General features: G+C 53.8%; 13 protein-coding genes. 8 read left to right on the plus strand and 5 right to left on the minus strand.

The features are described from left to right. The first annotated feature begins 14 nt into the window (after positions 1-14). On the plus strand, positions 15-1,100 hold the full coding sequence (locus tag AC6I4B_RS12740) for an HlyD family secretion protein (RefSeq protein WP_497765580.1): 1,086 nt from the start codon (positions 15-17) through the stop codon (positions 1,098-1,100). Beyond that, on the plus strand, positions 1,097-2,464 hold the full coding sequence (locus tag AC6I4B_RS12745; protein WP_497765581.1) for an efflux transporter outer membrane subunit: 1,368 nt from the start codon (positions 1,097-1,099) through the stop codon (positions 2,462-2,464). The genes AC6I4B_RS12740 and AC6I4B_RS12745 overlap by 4 nt, the downstream gene beginning before the upstream one ends. A 57-nt stretch (positions 2,465-2,521) precedes the next feature. Here the strand turns inward: AC6I4B_RS12745 and hrpA are convergent, their stop codons facing one another. After that, positions 2,522-6,424, minus strand: coding sequence for an ATP-dependent RNA helicase HrpA (hrpA, locus tag AC6I4B_RS12750; protein ID WP_497765583.1), 3,903 nt, complete (start codon positions 6,422-6,424; stop codon positions 2,522-2,524). Positions 6,425-6,624: 200 nt separating this feature from the next. On the opposite strand from hrpA, the gene azoR reads away from it, so the two are divergent. Continuing rightward, entirely contained in the window at positions 6,625-7,227 is a 603-nt protein-coding gene (azoR, locus tag AC6I4B_RS12755; RefSeq protein WP_497765585.1) for an FMN-dependent NADH-azoreductase, read from the plus strand. Between the two features lie 120 nt (positions 7,228-7,347). Here azoR and AC6I4B_RS12760 read toward each other — a convergent pair whose 3' ends face one another. Continuing rightward, positions 7,348-8,214: an aldo/keto reductase family oxidoreductase gene (locus AC6I4B_RS12760; protein ID WP_497765586.1), complete on the minus strand. Its 867-nt coding sequence runs from the start codon at positions 8,212-8,214 to the stop codon at positions 7,348-7,350. Positions 8,215-8,396: 182 nt separating this feature from the next. On the opposite strand from AC6I4B_RS12760, the gene AC6I4B_RS12765 reads away from it, so the two are divergent. The 5 genes from AC6I4B_RS12765 (at position 8,397) to AC6I4B_RS12785 (ending at position 13,735) form a co-directional block, all read left to right on the plus strand. After that, entirely contained in the window at positions 8,397-8,639 is a 243-nt protein-coding gene (locus AC6I4B_RS12765; RefSeq protein WP_497765588.1) for a DinI family protein, read from the plus strand. 487 nt (positions 8,640-9,126) lie between these two features. Then, positions 9,127-10,632 (plus strand): sensor domain-containing diguanylate cyclase, encoded by a 1,506-nt coding sequence (locus tag AC6I4B_RS12770; RefSeq protein WP_497765590.1) that lies wholly within the window; start codon positions 9,127-9,129, stop codon positions 10,630-10,632. 295 nt (positions 10,633-10,927) lie between these two features. Next, on the plus strand, positions 10,928-11,995 hold the full coding sequence (locus AC6I4B_RS12775; RefSeq protein WP_497765591.1) for an ABC transporter substrate-binding protein: 1,068 nt from the start codon (positions 10,928-10,930) through the stop codon (positions 11,993-11,995). Beyond that, positions 11,982-12,989: a FecCD family ABC transporter permease gene (locus AC6I4B_RS12780; protein WP_497765593.1), complete on the plus strand. Its 1,008-nt coding sequence runs from the start codon at positions 11,982-11,984 to the stop codon at positions 12,987-12,989. Before AC6I4B_RS12775 ends, AC6I4B_RS12780 begins: the two co-directional genes overlap by 14 nt. Beyond that, entirely contained in the window at positions 12,986-13,735 is a 750-nt protein-coding gene (locus tag AC6I4B_RS12785) for an ABC transporter ATP-binding protein (protein ID WP_497765594.1), read from the plus strand. Before AC6I4B_RS12780 ends, AC6I4B_RS12785 begins: the two co-directional genes overlap by 4 nt. Here the strand turns inward: AC6I4B_RS12785 and AC6I4B_RS12790 are convergent. The 3 genes from AC6I4B_RS12790 to AC6I4B_RS12800 all read right to left on the minus strand — a co-directional run bounded on the left by AC6I4B_RS12790 (position 13,719) and on the right by AC6I4B_RS12800 (position 16,701). Further along, positions 13,719-14,459, minus strand: a complete 741-nt coding sequence (locus AC6I4B_RS12790) for a substrate-binding domain-containing protein (protein ID WP_497765596.1) — start codon at positions 14,457-14,459, stop codon at positions 13,719-13,721. The genes AC6I4B_RS12785 and AC6I4B_RS12790 overlap by 17 nt on opposite strands. A 66-nt stretch (positions 14,460-14,525) precedes the next feature. Continuing rightward, entirely contained in the window at positions 14,526-15,362 is an 837-nt protein-coding gene (locus AC6I4B_RS12795) for a shikimate dehydrogenase family protein (protein ID WP_497765597.1), read from the minus strand. After that, complete coding sequence (locus tag AC6I4B_RS12800; RefSeq protein WP_497765599.1) at positions 15,352-16,701, minus strand: MFS transporter; 1,350 nt, start codon at positions 16,699-16,701, stop codon at positions 15,352-15,354. Before AC6I4B_RS12800 ends, AC6I4B_RS12795 begins: the two co-directional genes overlap by 11 nt. Between the last annotated feature and the right edge of the window lie 60 nt (positions 16,702-16,761).

Consider the following 16,761-nt stretch of genomic DNA (forward strand, 5'->3'; position numbering starts at 1 on the left):
TATCTGGAGTCGTTATGAGTCAGCAGGATGCAGCCCAACAACAGGCCAACACCCGCAATAATATCCGCGTGGTTTCCATTTTCACGGCGGCAGCTATCGGCCTGGTCGGTGTTTTGGTCATTCTCTACGCCTGGCAGTTACCGCCGTTTACCCGTCACAGCCAGTTTACCGACAACGCCTACGTGCGCGGGATGACCACCTTTATTAGCCCGCAGGTCAACGGTTATGTCACCGGCGTCAATGTACAGGACTTTAACCTGGTCAAAAAAGGCCAGGTGCTGTTCCAGATTGATGACCGGATTTACAAGCAGCGCGTTCATCAGGCGCAGGCGCAGTTGGCGATGAAAGAGGCGGCGCTAAAAAATAACCAACAACAGCGTAAAAGCGCCGAGGCGGTAATTGCACGCAACGCTGCCGTGCTGCAAAACGCGCAGGCACAAAACCTGAAATCTCAGACGGATTTAAAGCGTGTGCAGGAATTAACCGCCGACGGTTCGCTGTCGATTCGTGAGCGCGACGCAGCCAGAGCCAGCGCCGCACAAGGGACGGCAGATATCGCCCAGGCAAAAGCCACGCTTGAAATGTCACGCCAGGATTTGCAGACCACTATCGTCAACCGCGATGCGCTGATGGCCGATGTTGAAAATGCCAAAGCCGCGCTGGAGTTGGCGGAAATCGACCTGAAAAATACCCAGATTATCGCCCCAACCGACGGCCAGCTTGGGCAGGTTGCCGTGCGTCTGGGGGCGTATGTCACCGCCGGTACGCACCTCACGCCATTAGTGCCGCCGCAGCATTGGGTGATAGCGAACCTCAAAGAGACTCAACTCGCCAGCGTGCGCGTCGGCCAACCGGCAACGTTTAGCGTCGATGCGTTAAACAGCGAGCAATTCCACGGCACGGTGCAAAGTATTTCTCCAGCGACCGGCGTCGAGTTCAGCGCCATTTCACCGGATAACGCCACCGGTAACTTCGTGAAAATCGCCCAGCGTATTCCGGTACGCATCGCGGTTAATGACGGGCAGCAAAACCTTCAGCGCCTGCGCCCCGGAATGTCGGTACAGGTGACGATTGATACCCGCGCGGAGGCTAAAAAATGATCCGCCCCGTGGCTTTTGCCCTGCTCTTTGCGTTGGTCGGTTGCCAGTCGGCAGATGTTCAACGCGCCACGTCTGGCCTGGCGATCCCCGCAGCATGGCGTGCCGATATTGGCCCTTCAAGCAAAGTAGAAGGTGTGTGGTGGCGTAATTTTCACGACAGCGCGCTCAACCAGTATGTAGACCAGGCGCTGCGTTATAACAGCGATGTCTTGATAGCCCGTGAGCGCATCAATGAATATCAGGCGCGCGCCTATGCCGCCGATGGCAGCCTGTTTCCAACGCTGGATGCATCACTGACTGGCACACGTGCGCATGCACAATCTGCCGCCACCGGTTTGCCGGTTCACAGCACACTGTACAAAGGCGGCCTGACCGCCAGCTATAACGTGGACCTCTGGGGCGCAAACCGCAGCGCCGCCAGTGCCGCAGAGGCAAGTCTGGAGGCGCAAAAAGCGGCCGCCGCCGCCGCAGACCTGACCGTTGCAACCTCGGTGTCCGTCGGTTATATCACCCTACTGTCGCTTGATGAGCAATTGCGGGTAACGGAGCAGACGCTGGCCTCGCGTGAAGATGCCTATAAGCTGGCGAAACGCCAGTATGAAACCGGCTATACCTCGCGCCTGGAGCTGATGCAGGCTGACTCTGAATGGCGATCCACCCGTGCGCAAGTCCCGCAGTTACGCCATCAAATCGCGCAGCAGGAAAACGCCCTCAGCGTGCTGCTGGGCAATAATCCAGGTGCGGTGGCGCGCCATGAGTTTGCCCAACTGACCGCGCTCACCCTCCCGACGCAACTGCCTTCTGACCTGCTCAACCGCAGGCCGGATATCGTTCAGGCCGAGCGTCAACTGCTGGCGGCGGATGCCACGCTGGCCTCCTCGAAAGCGCAACTGTTGCCGTCGATTAACCTGACCGCAACGGGGAATCTTCAGGATCGAACGCTGGCGGATCTTGTGGATAATCCGCTACGGTTATGGAGCCTCGGCGGCAGTATTTTAGCCCCATTGCTCAACCGCCAGGCGCTGAATGCGCAAGTGGATGTATCGATGGCGCAACGTAATCAGGCGCTATACGGCTATGAAAAAACCGTCCGTAGCGCGTTCAAAGAGGTGAACGATAGCCTGGACGCGATCGCCCGCTACGGCGAACAGCTCACCGAACTCCAGGGGCAAGAAGGCGTTGCTCAGGAAACGTTGCGTATCGCGCAGAACCGCTATCGCAACGGCTATTCATCCTATCTTGATGTGTTAGACGCCCAGCGCACGCTGTTTGCCACGCAGATAAGCGTGGTGCAGGTGAAAAATAATCTGCTGCTGGCGCAAGTTGATCTTTACCGCGCGTTGGGCGGGGGTTGGAACGCATAAAAAACCCGGCCGCTTACGCTAACCGGGTTTCGGCGCTGACAAAGGTCGTAGCCCGCGTCAGGCGCTAATTTGCTCCATAGCCTGCAAAATCCGCTTGTCGGAAATCGGATACGGCGTACCAAGCTGTTGAGCAAAGAAGCTGACGCGCAGTTCTTCAATCATCCAGCGAACTTCCTGCACGTCGTCATCTTCCCGTCGCGAAGGCGGCAGTTTGTTCAGCCACTGCTGCCACGCCTGTTGAACGCTTTCGACTTTCAGCATCTGTGCGCGGTCGCGGTGTGGGTCAACCGCCATTTTTTCCAGACGTTTTTCAATCGCTTGCAGATAACGCAGCGTGTCACCCAAACGGCGGAAGCCGTTGCCGGTGACAAAGCCGCGATACACCAGGCCGTTCATCTGCGCTTTCACGTCCGACAACCCCAGCGCCATCGTCATATCGACGCGGCCTTTAAGGCGTTTATTAACGTTGAAAACGGCTGTCAGAATTTGCTCAACCTGTTTCGCAATGTCCACGACGGTATCGTTCAGTTCTGCGCGCACTTTTTCATGTAATGCGGCAAAACCGGCCTCTGTCCATACCGGGCCACCGGCTTCGTCGATAAGTTTATCTACGCCGCAGGAGATGCAGTCGTCAATCAAATCCAGCACTTTGCCGTAGGGGTTAAAATAAAGCCCCAGTTTGGCTTTATTCGGCAACTTCTCGTGCAGATATTTAATCGGTGACGGGATGTTCAGCAACAGCAGCCGACGCAGGCCGCGCCACATGGCCTGTTGTTGCTCCAGCGGGTTATCAAACAGCTTAATCGCTACACTGTCACGTTCGTCCACCAGCGCAGGCCAGGCTTTCACTTTATAGTTGCCGCGTTTTTGTTCATAGCGGTCTGGCAGGTCGCCAAAGCTCCAGATATGCAGGCCGTTTTGCTCGATGCCATCGTCGGCAACCGCCGAGAGTGTCTCCTGCACTTTGCCTTTCAGCCCGTCTTTCAGCGCCTGTAATGAGCGCCCTTCCTGAAGTTTCTTGTTCTTGTCATCCACCACGCGGAACGTGATTTTAAGGTGATCGGGAACCTGATCCCACTGCCAGGCTTCGCGGTCAACGGTCACACCGGTCATCCGGCGCAGTTCGCGCTCAAGTGAATCGAGCAACGGCAGCTCCAGCGGCGTCACACGCCCCAGGAAGGCTTCGGCGTAGTTTGGCGCTGGCACAAAGTTGCGGCGCACCGGTTTTGGCAGCGATTTGATCAGCGCGATAATCAGTTCACGGCGCAAGCCAGGGATCTGCCATTCAAACCCGCTTTCATCCACCTGGTTGAGCAGCGGTAGCGGAATATGTACCGTTACACCGTCCGCGTCTGCGCCTGGTTCAAACTGATATGTCAGGCGTAGTTTGAGGTTGCCCTGATGCCAGAAGTTCGGGTAGTCCAGTTTACTGACCTGCTCCGCCCCTTCTTTGATCAACATACTCTTTTCAAAGTTGAGCAAATCTGGCGTTTCACGGCTCGCCTGTTTCCACCATTTATCGAAATGGCGCGCGGAGATCACCTCATGGCTGATGCGCTGGTCATAAAATTCAAACATCGTTTCGTCATCCACCAGGATGTCGCGACGGCGTGATTTATGCTCCAGTTCTTCAATTTCGCTGCGCAGTTTCAGGTTATCGCGGAAGAACGCATGGCGAGTCTGCCAGTCACCTTCCACCAGCGCGTGGCGGATAAACAGCTCACGACACAGCACGGGGTCAATCTGGCTGTAGTTCACTTTACGCGCGGCGACAATCGGCAAGCCGTAAACCGTGACTTTTTCGGTGGCCATCACCGCGCCCTGCGCGCGTTCCCAGTGCGGTTCACTGTATGAACGTTTGATCAGGTGCTGGGCGACAGGTTCGACCCATTCAGGATCGATTCGCGCGGCAATGCGCCCCCACAAACGGCTGGTTTCCACCAGCTCCGCCACCATCGTCCATTTTGGCGGCTTCTTAAATAAGCCAGAACCCGGGAAGATGGAGAAACGGGCGTTACGCGCGCCGGTAAATTCCTGTTTATCGGCATCTTTCATACCGATATGGGAAAGCAAACCAGTCAGTAAGGCGATGTGGATTTCGCGATATTCCGCAGGCTCACTGTTCACCGGGATCCCCAGTTCTTTCACCACCTGGCGGAGCTGGGTGTAGATATCCTGCCATTCACGAACGCGCAAATAGTTAAGGAAATCGGTTTTACACTGGCGGCGAAACGCATTCGACGACAGCGCTTTTTGCTGCTCACCGAGGTAGTTCCATAGGTTAACAAACGCCAGGAAGTCAGACTCTTTGTCGTGGAAACGACGATGTTTTTCGTCGGACGCCTGCTGTTTGTCCATTGGGCGTTCGCGCGGGTCTTGAATCGACAGCGCCGAGGTAATAATCATCGCTTCGCGCACACAGCCGTGTTTTTGCGCTTCCAGCACCATACGCGCCAGGCGCGGGTCAACCGGCAGTTGTGAAAGCTGGCGGCCTAACGGCGTCAGTTTATAGGCGCTGGCCTGTTCGTCAGTGGTGATGGCGCCCAACTCTTCCAGCAAGCGCACGCCGTCCTGGATGTTGCGTTTATCCGGCGCTTCTACAAACGGGAACGCGGCGATATCGCCAAGCCCCAGCGCGGTCATCTGCAAAATAACGGACGCCAGGTTGGTGCGCAGAATTTCTGGGTCGGTAAATTCCGGGCGCGACAGGAAATCATCTTCAGAATAAAGACGAATACAGATCCCTTCCGAGACACGACCGCAGCGGCCTTTACGCTGGTTAGCGGAAGCCTGTGAAACAGGTTCAATCGGCAGACGTTGCACTTTGGTGCGGAAGCTATAGCGGCTAATACGCGCCGTGCCCGGGTCAATCACGTATTTAATACCCGGTACGGTCAGCGAGGTTTCCGCCACGTTGGTGGCCAGCACAATACGTCGCCCACTGTGCGACTGGAACACGCGGTTCTGTTCACTATTGGAAAGGCGCGCGTAAAGCGGCAACACTTCGGTGTGGCGCAGATTGAGCTTATTTAAGGCATCAGCCGTGTCGCGAATTTCACGTTCGCCGCTCATAAAGATCAGAATGTCGCCTGCGCTTTCACGCCCCAGCTCATCCACGGCGTCAAAAATCGCCTGAAGCTGGTCACGCTCGGTGTCATCGGCATCTTCGACAATCGGGCGATAGCGCACTTCCACCGGATAGGTACGGCCAGAGACTTCAATAATCGGCGCATTGTTGAAATGGCGCGAGAAGCGTTCCGGGTCGATGGTTGCCGAGGTGATGATGATTTTCAGATCAGGGCGACGCGGCAGCAGCTCTTTCAGATAACCAAGCAGGAAGTCGATATTCAGGCTGCGTTCGTGCGCTTCATCAATAATGATGGTGTCGTACTGCATCAACAGCCGGTCTTGCTGGATTTCCGCCAGCAGAATACCGTCGGTCATCAGCTTGACCATGGTGTTGTCGCTGACGTGGTCGCTAAAACGGACTTTATAGCCAATGCAACCGCCCGGCTCCGTTTTCAGCTCTTCAGCAATACGGTTAGCGACGGTGCGCGCCGCCAGTCGGCGTGGCTGAGTGTGACCAATCAGCCCTTTAATCCCGCGCCCAAGCTCCATGCAAATTTTCGGTAGCTGCGTCGTTTTACCGGAACCCGTTTCCCCTGCCACAATAACCACCTGGTTATCACGCACAGCGTTCAGGATGTCTTGTTTCTTCTGGCTAACCGGCAGGTTTTCCGGGTACTCGATTGCCGGACGTGCGGCTTCGCGTAGCACGACTTTACCGGCTGCCTGTTCGATTTCTTTTGCCATCTCCTGGTAAATGGCCTGTTGAGCATCAGGATTTTTAACTTTCTTAACACCGTGCAGACGGCGGGAAAAACGTTGTTTATCCCGCAGAGTCAGCGCGTCAAGGCGCTGGCTGAGCTGCGCAAAAGTGATTTTTTGTTGTTCGGTCATAGTGTTATTGGGCAGCATACTGCCAGGAAATTGTTCTTATAAAGTATCGCTCTAGAGTACCACATTTGCCCATTTGGTGCCTTGTTCAAAAAAACTGATAATAGAATTCGATATATTGCGCTATCCCTGTGGCAGGAATGTGAATAGAGTGTCATCAAGCAACAGGGCGCCGCCCGTCAATCAAATATAAGGAATTACCTATGAGTAAAGTATTGGTTCTGAAATCCAGCATCCTGGCAGGCTACTCTCAATCAGGTCAGCTGTCCGACTATTTTGTTGAACAGTGGCGCGAAAAACACTCTGCCGATCAGATTACCGTGCGTGACCTGGCTGCAAACCCTATTCCGGTACTGGATGGCGAGCTGGTTGGTGCGCTGCGCCCAAGCGACTCCCCACTGACTCCACGTCAGCAAGAAGCGCTGAACCTGTCCGACGAGCTGATTGCTGAGCTGAAATCTCACGACGTTATCGTGATTGCCGCGCCGATGTATAACTTCAACATCCCGACGCAACTGAAAAACTACTTTGACCTCGTAGCGCGTGCCGGTGTGACCTTCCGTTATACCGAAAATGGCCCAGAAGGCCTGGTCACCGGTAAAAAAGCGATTGTTATCACCAGCCGTGGCGGCATCCATAAAGATACCCCGACTGACCTGGTAACACCGTACCTGTCGACTTTCCTCGGCTTTATCGGGATTACCGATGTGAACTTCGTGTTTGCAGAAGGGATTGCTTACGGCCCGGAAATGGCAGCCAAATCCACGGAAAACGCGAAAGCTGCGATCGACGGTCTGGTTGCTTAATCACGCCATCTAACGCGATAAAAAGAAAAACCTACGACCCGCAATGGCGTAGGTTTTTTTTATAGCTATTCAGCAATGCGCCATAGCTGCCACATTAATTGCGCGCGGAGAATCCTAACATCACCCTTTCGCGGCAATGCTATCAAGCGTCGCCAGCACCTCAGCGGATAACGTCAGATTCGCCGCTGCCATATTTTCACGCAGATGCGCCACCGACGATGTTCCAGGGATCAACAAAATATTCGGTGAACGGTGCAGCAACCAGGCGAGCGCTACTTGCATCGGCGTCGCGTTAAGTGCACGAGCCACATCGTTCAGCGTGGCGGATTGCAGGGGTGAAAAACCACCGAGCGGGAAGAACGGAACATAGGCAATGCCGTCCTGCGCCAACGCGTCAATTAGTGCATCATCGCCGCGATGCGCAATATTGTACTCATTCTGTACGCAAACAATTTCCGCAATATTACGCGCTTCAGCCACCTGCGTTGGCGTGACGTTACTCAGGCCAATGTGCTTCACCAACCCTTGCTGTTGCAGTTCTGCCAACACAGTAAAGGTGTCTTCAATGGAGCCTTCTCGCGGCGCATGACCGTCACCCATCATCACGCGCATGTTGACGACATCAAGAACATCCAGCCCCAGATTACGCAGGTTATCGTGTACCGCTTGTTTCAGCTCCTGCGGCGAAAATGCCGGTAGCCAGGAGCCGTCGTCCCCCCGTCGCGCGCCAATTTTGGTGACAATCACCAAATCATCAGCATAGGGATGCAGGGCTTCGCGGATAATCTGATTAGTCACATGCGGGCCGTAGAAATCACTGGTATCGATGTGATTAACGCCCAGTTCCAGCGCTTCACGGAGTACGGTAATCGCCGCGTGGCGGTCTTTCGGCGGGCCAAATACACCGGGGCCAGCAAGCTGCATCGCACCGTAACCAAGGCGATTAACGGGAGTAGAACCAAGGGAAAACGTAGCGCTATAGGTCATAACGTCCTGCCTGTTTCATGATGAAAGTGGTTCTATTCTTATCCATCACTGTGCCCTGCTCAAGGAGATGTACGGCTTTATTTTATGCCATTTCATTACGGGCGCGTTTTCTTTGGCTCTAACCATTGACTGTATGTGTATACAGTATTATTTTGTCACTTATCTTTATAAAGGAGAAAGTGATGTTTATCGAGCTAGTCTATGACAAGCGCAATTTTGAAGGGCTGCCGGGCGCAAAAGAGATTATCTTGCAGGAGCTTACCAAACGCGTGCACCGTATCTTCCCGGAGGCGGATGTGCGGGTTAAGCCGATGATGACGTTGCCTGCCATCAACACCGATGCCAGCAAGCATGAAAAAGAGCAGATAAGCCGTGCCGTTCAGGAGATGTTCGAAGAAGCGGATATGTGGCTAGTCACAGAATAATGAAAGACAACACCACGGTTATCGGCAGGCCATTTGTTTCCTGTCGATAATCGGTTTCCCCCTCTGACACGCCCTGTTTAATTCACCCACGGTTATTGTCTTTTTTAATGATATATCGCCAATACTGAAACTCATTTACAGTGTAAATATACTTTTAAAATTATTTACCCTTCAATTCATTTGCCTGCTAGTGACTTAATCATCTCTAGCTAATCTGCATAAAGTAGTCATTTCAAATAATTTCACCTACTTTAATTTGATTCTTTCAAAATCACTTGATGAGACCAAACACAATCACAACATTAAAATTACAATTACCTCATAAATACGCTTAGACCTAATGATTGATCGCGAAAAACGATCAATTAAAAGCAACTAAGAGGTGTTGACTATCATCATGCCTATCTGTAATGTTCCGCATCCTTTTGCCCATAACATGACGTCAACGTTGAGTATAATTTGTATAAATCGATTGTGATTTTCTAAAATGATAAAAAAATTAAACTTCTCAAAACCCCTCAACATCATATTTTCAGGTGTCCTCTGCACGCTTATTGCGGTTTGGCTTATCATCAGCGCAAGCCAATGGTCGGACATTACGGACTCGTACCATAAGATTAATAGCAAACACATTAATAACGTGTCCCTATTTATTCGCGATGCACTACATAATTATGAGTATGCACTTGATGAGATAATCAATGCCTCACCGGATTTCTCTCTTACCAGCTATAACGAGAATAGATCCAACGTCAAGAAATTATTAATGACACAACTAAAGATGATGCCTAATGTATTAGCCATAATAGAGGGCGATGCAAAGGGGAATTATATACGAGTGCCATCATTAGATAAGAGCCTGCGTGGCATTAATGAGTACGACCCGCGTACTCGCCCGTGGTTTCATAATGCCTCTGCTGACTCGGAAAAAGCATTATTTACCAGCCCATATGATGACTATGTTTTAAACAAAAAGATTATTTCAATCTCTCGCCCTATTCTGCGAGAAGACTCGTCAACGTCCGGTGTGTTAGCCCTGGATCTTGACCTCGATTTTCTGGTGAAAATCCTGCATGACCTGACACCACCGGTTTCTGGCGATACGTTCATCCTTGCCAGGGATGGCCTTCCGGTCATCAAGCCATTGCGTTTTCAGGATGACAGTATGTACAGCGAGTTCTTAAAAAAATCCGTTGAGAATGATGGCTATTTCTATCATGAGGCAACCCATTCTTATTATTACTACAAAAGTATTGCCAATCCGAAATGGGTCATTTTTTATAAAGTCGATAAAAACACCCTAAATGGACTGGCGTTTCATGAAAGTATAAAGGTGACCTATGGGGTCGGCTTTGCGCTGATCATTCTGATTTTTTCCTGGTGGGGAGTAAAATCCATCGTGGACAGTATTTTCATGTCCATTGCGAGTAGCCTGCGCTACGGAAAATTCGAAGGCCTGGATGCCGCCTCATTATTACTCAATGAGCTACGTAGTACGTCAGAGCATATTGAGACGATCACCGAAAAAACGCTGACGGATAGTCTAACCGGATTACGTAACCGCCGCTCTTTCGATACCGATCTTGAAAAAATTGAGCATCATAAAAAGAGCTTTATTGCCATGATGGATATCGATAACTTTAAGCAGGTTAATGACGTTTACGGTCATGCCACCGGTGATGTGGTTCTTAAATCGGTCGCCACATTGGCGATTGAAGAACAATCTAATAATGTCATGTTTTATCGTTACGGGGGTGAGGAGTTCGCCGTTATATTTAAACACAGCGAGCTTGACGAAGCCTATGAAACATTAGAACGCCTGCGAAAAAAAGTCGAACAACGGCAATTCAGAGAGCCGGGGCTTAATGTCACGCTCAGCGTGGGGCTGTGCAGTTTACATAATATCTCGGTTACCGAGGCCGTTGAAAAAGCCGATAGCCTGCTGTATGAAGCGAAAAAATCCGGTAAAAATAAAACGGTGATTAACGTATAACCGCGTCGCGGGTTCCGGTGGCGGCGACAGGCATCCGGCATCATCAATGCATTATACCGCTCAGAAACGGGGCATCTTCAGCCTGTACTAAAAGTATCGCGGGCGTTTGTGGCGTGAAATCGGTTTGCACCAACCACGCCACACTCTCCGTTGATGGAGGATTCTTGGCATTCGTTTCGCTCCCTCGCCCATTGCCGCGAGAAATTTAGGGGTATTCCTGCCAGACGGTTTGCATTTTTTTACGTTATATAATCAAATATACACCGTATATTATCCCCTCCTAACTGAGCGATTCATGTCTACATTACAACGTTTACTCCTGAGCCTGACGCTGGCCTGCGCTAGCCTGGCCGCCGTCCCTGCGGCACATGCCGAACGCACCGTGACCGACCAACTTGGCCGCCAGGTAACACTGCCTGATACCGTTAACCGGGTGGTGGTGTTACAGCATCAAACGCTGAATCTACTGGTGCAGCTCAACGCCGCTGACGATATCGTCGGTGTACTCAGCAGTTGGAAAAAGCAGCTCGGCCCCGCATTCGTGCGTTTTATGCCGTCGATTGAAAAGCTGCCAATGCCTGGCGATTTAACCCAGGTCAATATTGAAAGTTTACTGGCGTTGCATCCGCAGGTCGTTTTCGTCGCTAACTATGCCCCTGCCGCCATGATCCAGCAGATTCAAAATGCCGGTATTCCGGTGGTCGCCATTTCGCTACGTGAAGATGCCGCAGGCGAGAAAAACAAAATGAACCCGTCGATGCCCGACGAAGAACACGCCTACAACGAAGGGCTAAAACAGGGCATCCGCCTGATTGGTGAAGTGGTGAATCGTCAAGATGAAGCCAACTCGCTGATTGATTACACCTTCGCCGCCCGCGCAAAGTTTAACGCTGCGGTTGCCAATATGGCCCAAAAAGACAAAGTGCGGGTGTATATGGCTAACCCCGATTTAAATACCTATGGCTCTGGTAAATATACCGGCCTGATGATGCAACATGCGGGCGCCATCAACGTGGCCGCCGCCAGCGTCAAAGGCGCACGCCAGGTTTCGTTAGAACAGGTGCTGCAATGGAACCCGCAGGTGATCTTCGTTCAGGATCGCTACCCGGAAGTGGTGGAACAGATAACCCACGACCCGCAATGGCAGGCTATCGATGCGGTTAAAAACCACCGCGTGTGGCTGATGCCAGAATACGCTAAAGCCTGGGGCTACCCGATGCCGGAAGCGCTGGCGATTGGCGAGCTGTGGATGGCAAAAAAACTCTACCCGCAGCGTTATAAAGAGATAGATGTCGATGCTCAGGCGCAGGACTACTATCACCGTTTCTATCGCACAGACTGGCAGGCTAATGCACATCAGTAGTCGGCCTAAAACGGTTCAGGGCGGGCTGATGTTGCTCACTCTGGGGGTCGCCGTGGTATCACTGTGTTTCGGCCAGTACGGCTTATCGCTTAGTGATGTTTTACAGCAGTTGGCACACCCGCACGATACCCACGATATCGCGCATCAAATTGTCTGGTCAGTACGCTTGCCGCGTATTGTGATGGCGCTGTTAGCAGGCGGTGCGCTGGGGTTATGCGGCGCAACGCTTCAGGGCGTGTTTCAAAACCCCCTGGTTGACCCGCATATTATTGGCGTGACCTCCGGCTCTGCCTTTGGCGGCACGCTGGCTATTTTGTTGGGGTTAAGCCTGCCGCTCATGATGAGCACCACCTTTTTCTTTGGCCTGCTGGCCTTAACGCTGGTCTACCTGCTGGCGGCGCTTCAGGGGCGGGAAAGTACGCTGGTGTTAATTTTGGCGGGCATTATTCTCAGCGGTTTTTTTGCCGCATTAGTCAGTTTGATGCAGTACATGGCCGACACCGAAGAGGTGCTGCCGAACATTGTTTTTTGGCTGTTGGGCAGTTTTGCCACCGCCAACTGGACAAAGGTCTGGCTGCTGGCAATCCCCGTCGCGGTTGCGGCGTCGGTGTTGTACCAACTGCGTTGGCGAATCAATTTGCTCTCGCTCGATGATAAAGACGCCCGGGCGCTGGGCGTACGGGTCACTGCGCTTCGACGCGGCGTTTTACTGTGTTGCGCGCTGCTGGTTGCCGCCCAGGTCGCCGTCAGCGGCAGTATCGCCTGGGTGGGATTAGTGATCCCGCATCTGGCGCGGATGCTTACCGGAGCCGATCACCGCCGCCTGTTGCCCTGCGCTTTTTGGCTGGGCGCCAGTTTTATGCTGCTGGTTGACGACCTCGCGCGCACCTTAACCGCCGCTGAAATCCCCATAGGGATTATTACCGCACTGGTGGGCGCACCGTTGTTCACCGTGATGCTGGTACGCGCCAGCCGGAAAGGAATGCTCAAATGACTCCTACGTTGACGCTTTCACAACTGGAATACGGACATAAGTCACCGCTGTTTGCACCGTTAAACCTGCACTGCCAGCCCGGAGAAATCTGGGCAATATTAGGCGCGAATGGGCGCGGCAAAAGCACGTTGCTCGATACCATCACCGGCGTGTTACCGGCACTATCCGGTGAGATAACCGTGACGGGCGGTGTGGGCATTGTGCCGCAGTCTTTTCGCCCTGCTTTCGCCTGGCGCGTGCGCGAAGTGGTGCTGATGGGGCGTGCGCGGCATATCGCGCTGTTTGCGCAACCGCAGGATGAAGACGAACGGCAGGTGATGGCGGCGCTGGCATTACTGAACATTACGTCGCTCGCCGATGCGTTATTCAGCACCCTTTCCGGCGGCCAGCAGCAGTTAGTGATGATTGCCCGCGCGCTGGTGAGCGCCAGCCAGAATATTTTGTTGGATGAACCCTGCTCGGCGCTGGATTTAGGCAACCAGCAAACGGTTTTGCAGCTTATCTCTGACCTCGCCCATAAGCAGTCGCGCAGCGTAATGTTCACCACGCACGACCCGACTCATGCGCTACAGGTGGCAAGCCATACGCTGTTGCTGTTGCCAAACCGCCAATGGCTCGCGGGGCCAACGGCGGAAGTGGTGCAAGAAAACGCTCTGCAACAGGCTTACGGTGTGGCGGTGCGAAAAATCCAGCTTGAGGATTACCCTACCGCCGTCGTTACCCCGCTATTTACTCTGCGCCGCTAGCCGCAATAAATCCGGCCTCGCGCAGGCAGCGTTGCCCTTCATCCGCAAGGACGAACTGGTAAAACTGCCGCGCGGCGTCGCTATCATCAAGCAGCGCCATAAAGTATTCACAGTTGATATTCCACGGTGAAGGGATGTTGACGCAGAGGATATCGTCTTGCCCCGCCAGCGCCGTCGCGTAGTGCGCATAGCCGATGAACAGGTCGGTTAAGTTTTCGCGGATAAGCCAACTGCTCGCCAGCACGTCCGGCGGTAACGTCAGGGAATCGCGCCCGCCGACTAATGGCATTGCCCGCAGTTTCAGCGCGTCCCCCAAACCCGGATAGCTCTCCTCCAGGCGCGAAAACAACTGCCAGGTGTAATCACCGGAAGGGTCGCACAGCGGGGTTGAGGTCGCCAGGCGCAGCGAGGGATCCTCTAGCAGCGCGAGCCAATCTTTACCCGCCGTTTGTGCCGTGTTCCTCGCAGTCAGGATCAGGGCGTTGCGGGCAAAAATACGCAAACCGTGCGCTCGTCCAGCTTCACAAAGCGCCTGCGGGTGCTGGCGATTAGCAGAAGCGAAGAGCGAACACGGCGTGCCGTTTTCTATGCGTTCACGCAGTAGGCCGGCTGGGCCAAAAACCATTTCAATCGCAATGCCAGTCCGTTGGCGAAAAAGCGCCTGTAATGGAATAAAGGCGCGGCGGAGGCTACCCGCCGCCAGAAGTGTCAGTGAGGCGTTCATGGTCAGTTATTCACAGTCTGGAGAGAGCGTTATGTTACCCAGGCTATTACGCGACTGACCAGCGCTTTAGCGATCAATTTCTGCCAGCGCTTTCAACTGCTCCGGGGTGGCTACCGGTAAATGGAAGAAATCAAGATAGGCGGGGATCATCTCAAACAGCATATCTGTGCCCTGCTGTATCGGGCAGTCGCGCGCCAGTGCCGCCTGTAAAAATGGCGTAATGGCCTGTTTCATGACCACTTCCCCGACAAACGTGCCGGGCGCAATGCGCTGTACATCCATCGGGAGTGGGTCACCTACAGACATTCCCAGCGGCGTGGCGTTAACCACCAAATCATGCCCTGCCGGATCGTTACTCATCACCGTTAAATGTAACTGCGGATAATAGCGTTGCAAACGCGCGGCGAGCGCCTGCGCAACTTCCGCACGGGCGTCATACAGCGTTAGCGCGCTTACGCCCGCCGCCGCCAGCGAGGCGGCAATCGCAGACCCCACGCCACCGCTGCCCACCACCAGCGCACGTGCGCCGTGGGTGCGAAAACCTTTACGTTGGATACCGCGCACAAACCCTTCGCCATCAAACATATCGCCGGTTAGCGTGCCGTCGGCTTCACGGCGAATGGCATTACAGGCTCCGGCAATTTGCGCCGTTGGGCTAAGGCGCGCCAGCAGTGCGCAAGTCGCCACTTTATGCGGCATCGTGACCAATGCACCGGCAATATTGGTCAGCGAGAATAACGTAGGGATAAACGCGGCATAATCCTGCGGTTTCACCCCCATTGGCACGACTTTGACGTCCACACCCTGATTTTCAAACCACGGGTTGTAGATCATCGGCGCTTTAAAACTTTCGGTCGGATATCCCAGGTGGGCAATTAACTGTGTGCGTCCACTAATTTGCATGAGACTCTCCTTGCGCCGGGACATCCAGCTCGATACGTTTGACATCGCCTAAGATAAACAGATAGGCCACCACTCCCAGCAGCGCTGCGCCGCCGATGTACACCAGCGCATAGAAGAAACTGCCAAAAGCCGCCACGATAAAGCCAATCACCAGCGGCGTGAGGATCCCTGCCAGGTTGGCGCAGAAGTTAAACAATCCACCGGTTAAACCGCCCAGCCCTTTCGGCGCCATATCGGAAATCAGCGTCCAGCCCAGCCCTACCATGCCCTGTCCGAAGAAGGCAAAAGACATCACCAGGATCACCGCCGTATCGCTGGTCAGCCAGTTAGCGCTAATAATGCAGCTCGCCATCAGCAGCCCAGCGATAATTGGCAGTTTGCGCCCCAGATTGGCGCTACCGGTCGCTTTCAGCAACTTATCGGAAATCCAGCCGCCAAACATCACACCGCCCGCCGCCGCGAGGAATGGCAGAATGGCAAAGAAGCCCACCTTCAGCCACGGCATATGGCGCTCGGTGGCTAAATAGGTCGGGAACCAGGTCAGGAAGAAGACCAGCACGGTGTTACCGGCAAACTGGCCGATGCTGGCACCAATAATCTGCCGTTTACCCAGCAACTGGCGTACCAGCGGCCAGCTAAACGCCTGATGTTGCTCCGCGCCACTGCTCATCCCGCCGCCTGCGGTAATGTATTCACGCTCTTGTTGGCTTAAACGGGTGTCTTCGTGCGGTTCGCGATAATGCCGCCACCAGACCAGCGCAAACACGATACCCACTACGCCAACGGTGATAAACAGCGTGCGCCAGCCGAAGCCGTCCATAATCCAGAACAGCAGCGGCGCAAAGCAGGCTAGCCCAAGATATTCCCCGACGGTATACACCGCCGTGGCTTTTGCGCGTTCATGCTGCGGGAACCAGGCGCTGACCACTCGGCTATTGACCGGGAAACACGGCGCTTCGCTCACCCCGAGGCCAAAGCGGCACAGCAGTAGCGATTTTAAGCCGACGGCAAAACCGTGGAATAACGTAAACAGTGACCACAGTGCCAGCGACAGAAAATAGGTCACTTTGTTACCAAAACGGTCAAGGAACAGGCCGCCGGGAATTTGCGCCAGTGCGTATGTCCACGCGAAGGCGGAAAAGACAATCCCCATCATGGCGGCGCCAATCCCCAACTCTTGGGTAAGCTGCGGAGCGGCGATGCCAAGCACGGTACGGTCGAGGTAGTTGATCATCGTGCCGACGGCGAGCAGCGACAAAATGCCGATACGCCGCCGCGAGCGGGGAACTGCGTTTACCGCCTCAGCGGAAGCCACGCGATTATGGCGAAGAGTGTTCATAGTTGTTACCTGTTGTTGTCGAGTGCAGATGAATATTATTTTTATGGTCTATCTTTGGCC

The organism is Kluyvera fluvialis (assembly GCF_059725275.1).

Bases quoted from the DNA above. Each gene is read 5' to 3' on its own strand.
- hrpA (WP_497765583.1), bottom strand. From the start codon at position 6,424: ATGACCGAACAACAAAAAATCACTTTTGCGCAGCTCAGCCAGCGCCTT.
- AC6I4B_RS12775 (WP_497765591.1), top strand. From the start codon at position 10,928: ATGTCTACATTACAACGTTTACTCCTGAGCCTGACGCTGGCCTGCGCT.
- AC6I4B_RS12765 (WP_497765588.1), top strand. From the start codon at position 8,397: ATGTTTATCGAGCTAGTCTATGACAAGCGCAATTTTGAAGGGCTGCCG.
- AC6I4B_RS12790 (WP_497765596.1), bottom strand. From the start codon at position 14,459: ATGAACGCCTCACTGACACTTCTGGCGGCGGGTAGCCTCCGCCGCGCC.
- AC6I4B_RS12800 (WP_497765599.1), bottom strand. From the start codon at position 16,701: ATGAACACTCTTCGCCATAATCGCGTGGCTTCCGCTGAGGCGGTAAAC.
- AC6I4B_RS12745 (WP_497765581.1), top strand. From the start codon at position 1,097: ATGATCCGCCCCGTGGCTTTTGCCCTGCTCTTTGCGTTGGTCGGTTGC.
- AC6I4B_RS12785 (WP_497765594.1), top strand. From the start codon at position 12,986: ATGACTCCTACGTTGACGCTTTCACAACTGGAATACGGACATAAGTCA.
- AC6I4B_RS12795 (WP_497765597.1), bottom strand. From the start codon at position 15,362: ATGCAAATTAGTGGACGCACACAGTTAATTGCCCACCTGGGATATCCG.
- AC6I4B_RS12760 (WP_497765586.1), bottom strand. From the start codon at position 8,214: ATGACCTATAGCGCTACGTTTTCCCTTGGTTCTACTCCCGTTAATCGC.
- AC6I4B_RS12740 (WP_497765580.1), top strand. From the start codon at position 15: ATGAGTCAGCAGGATGCAGCCCAACAACAGGCCAACACCCGCAATAAT.
- AC6I4B_RS12780 (WP_497765593.1), top strand. From the start codon at position 11,982: ATGCACATCAGTAGTCGGCCTAAAACGGTTCAGGGCGGGCTGATGTTG.
- AC6I4B_RS12770 (WP_497765590.1), top strand. From the start codon at position 9,127: ATGATAAAAAAATTAAACTTCTCAAAACCCCTCAACATCATATTTTCA.
- azoR (WP_497765585.1), top strand. From the start codon at position 6,625: ATGAGTAAAGTATTGGTTCTGAAATCCAGCATCCTGGCAGGCTACTCT.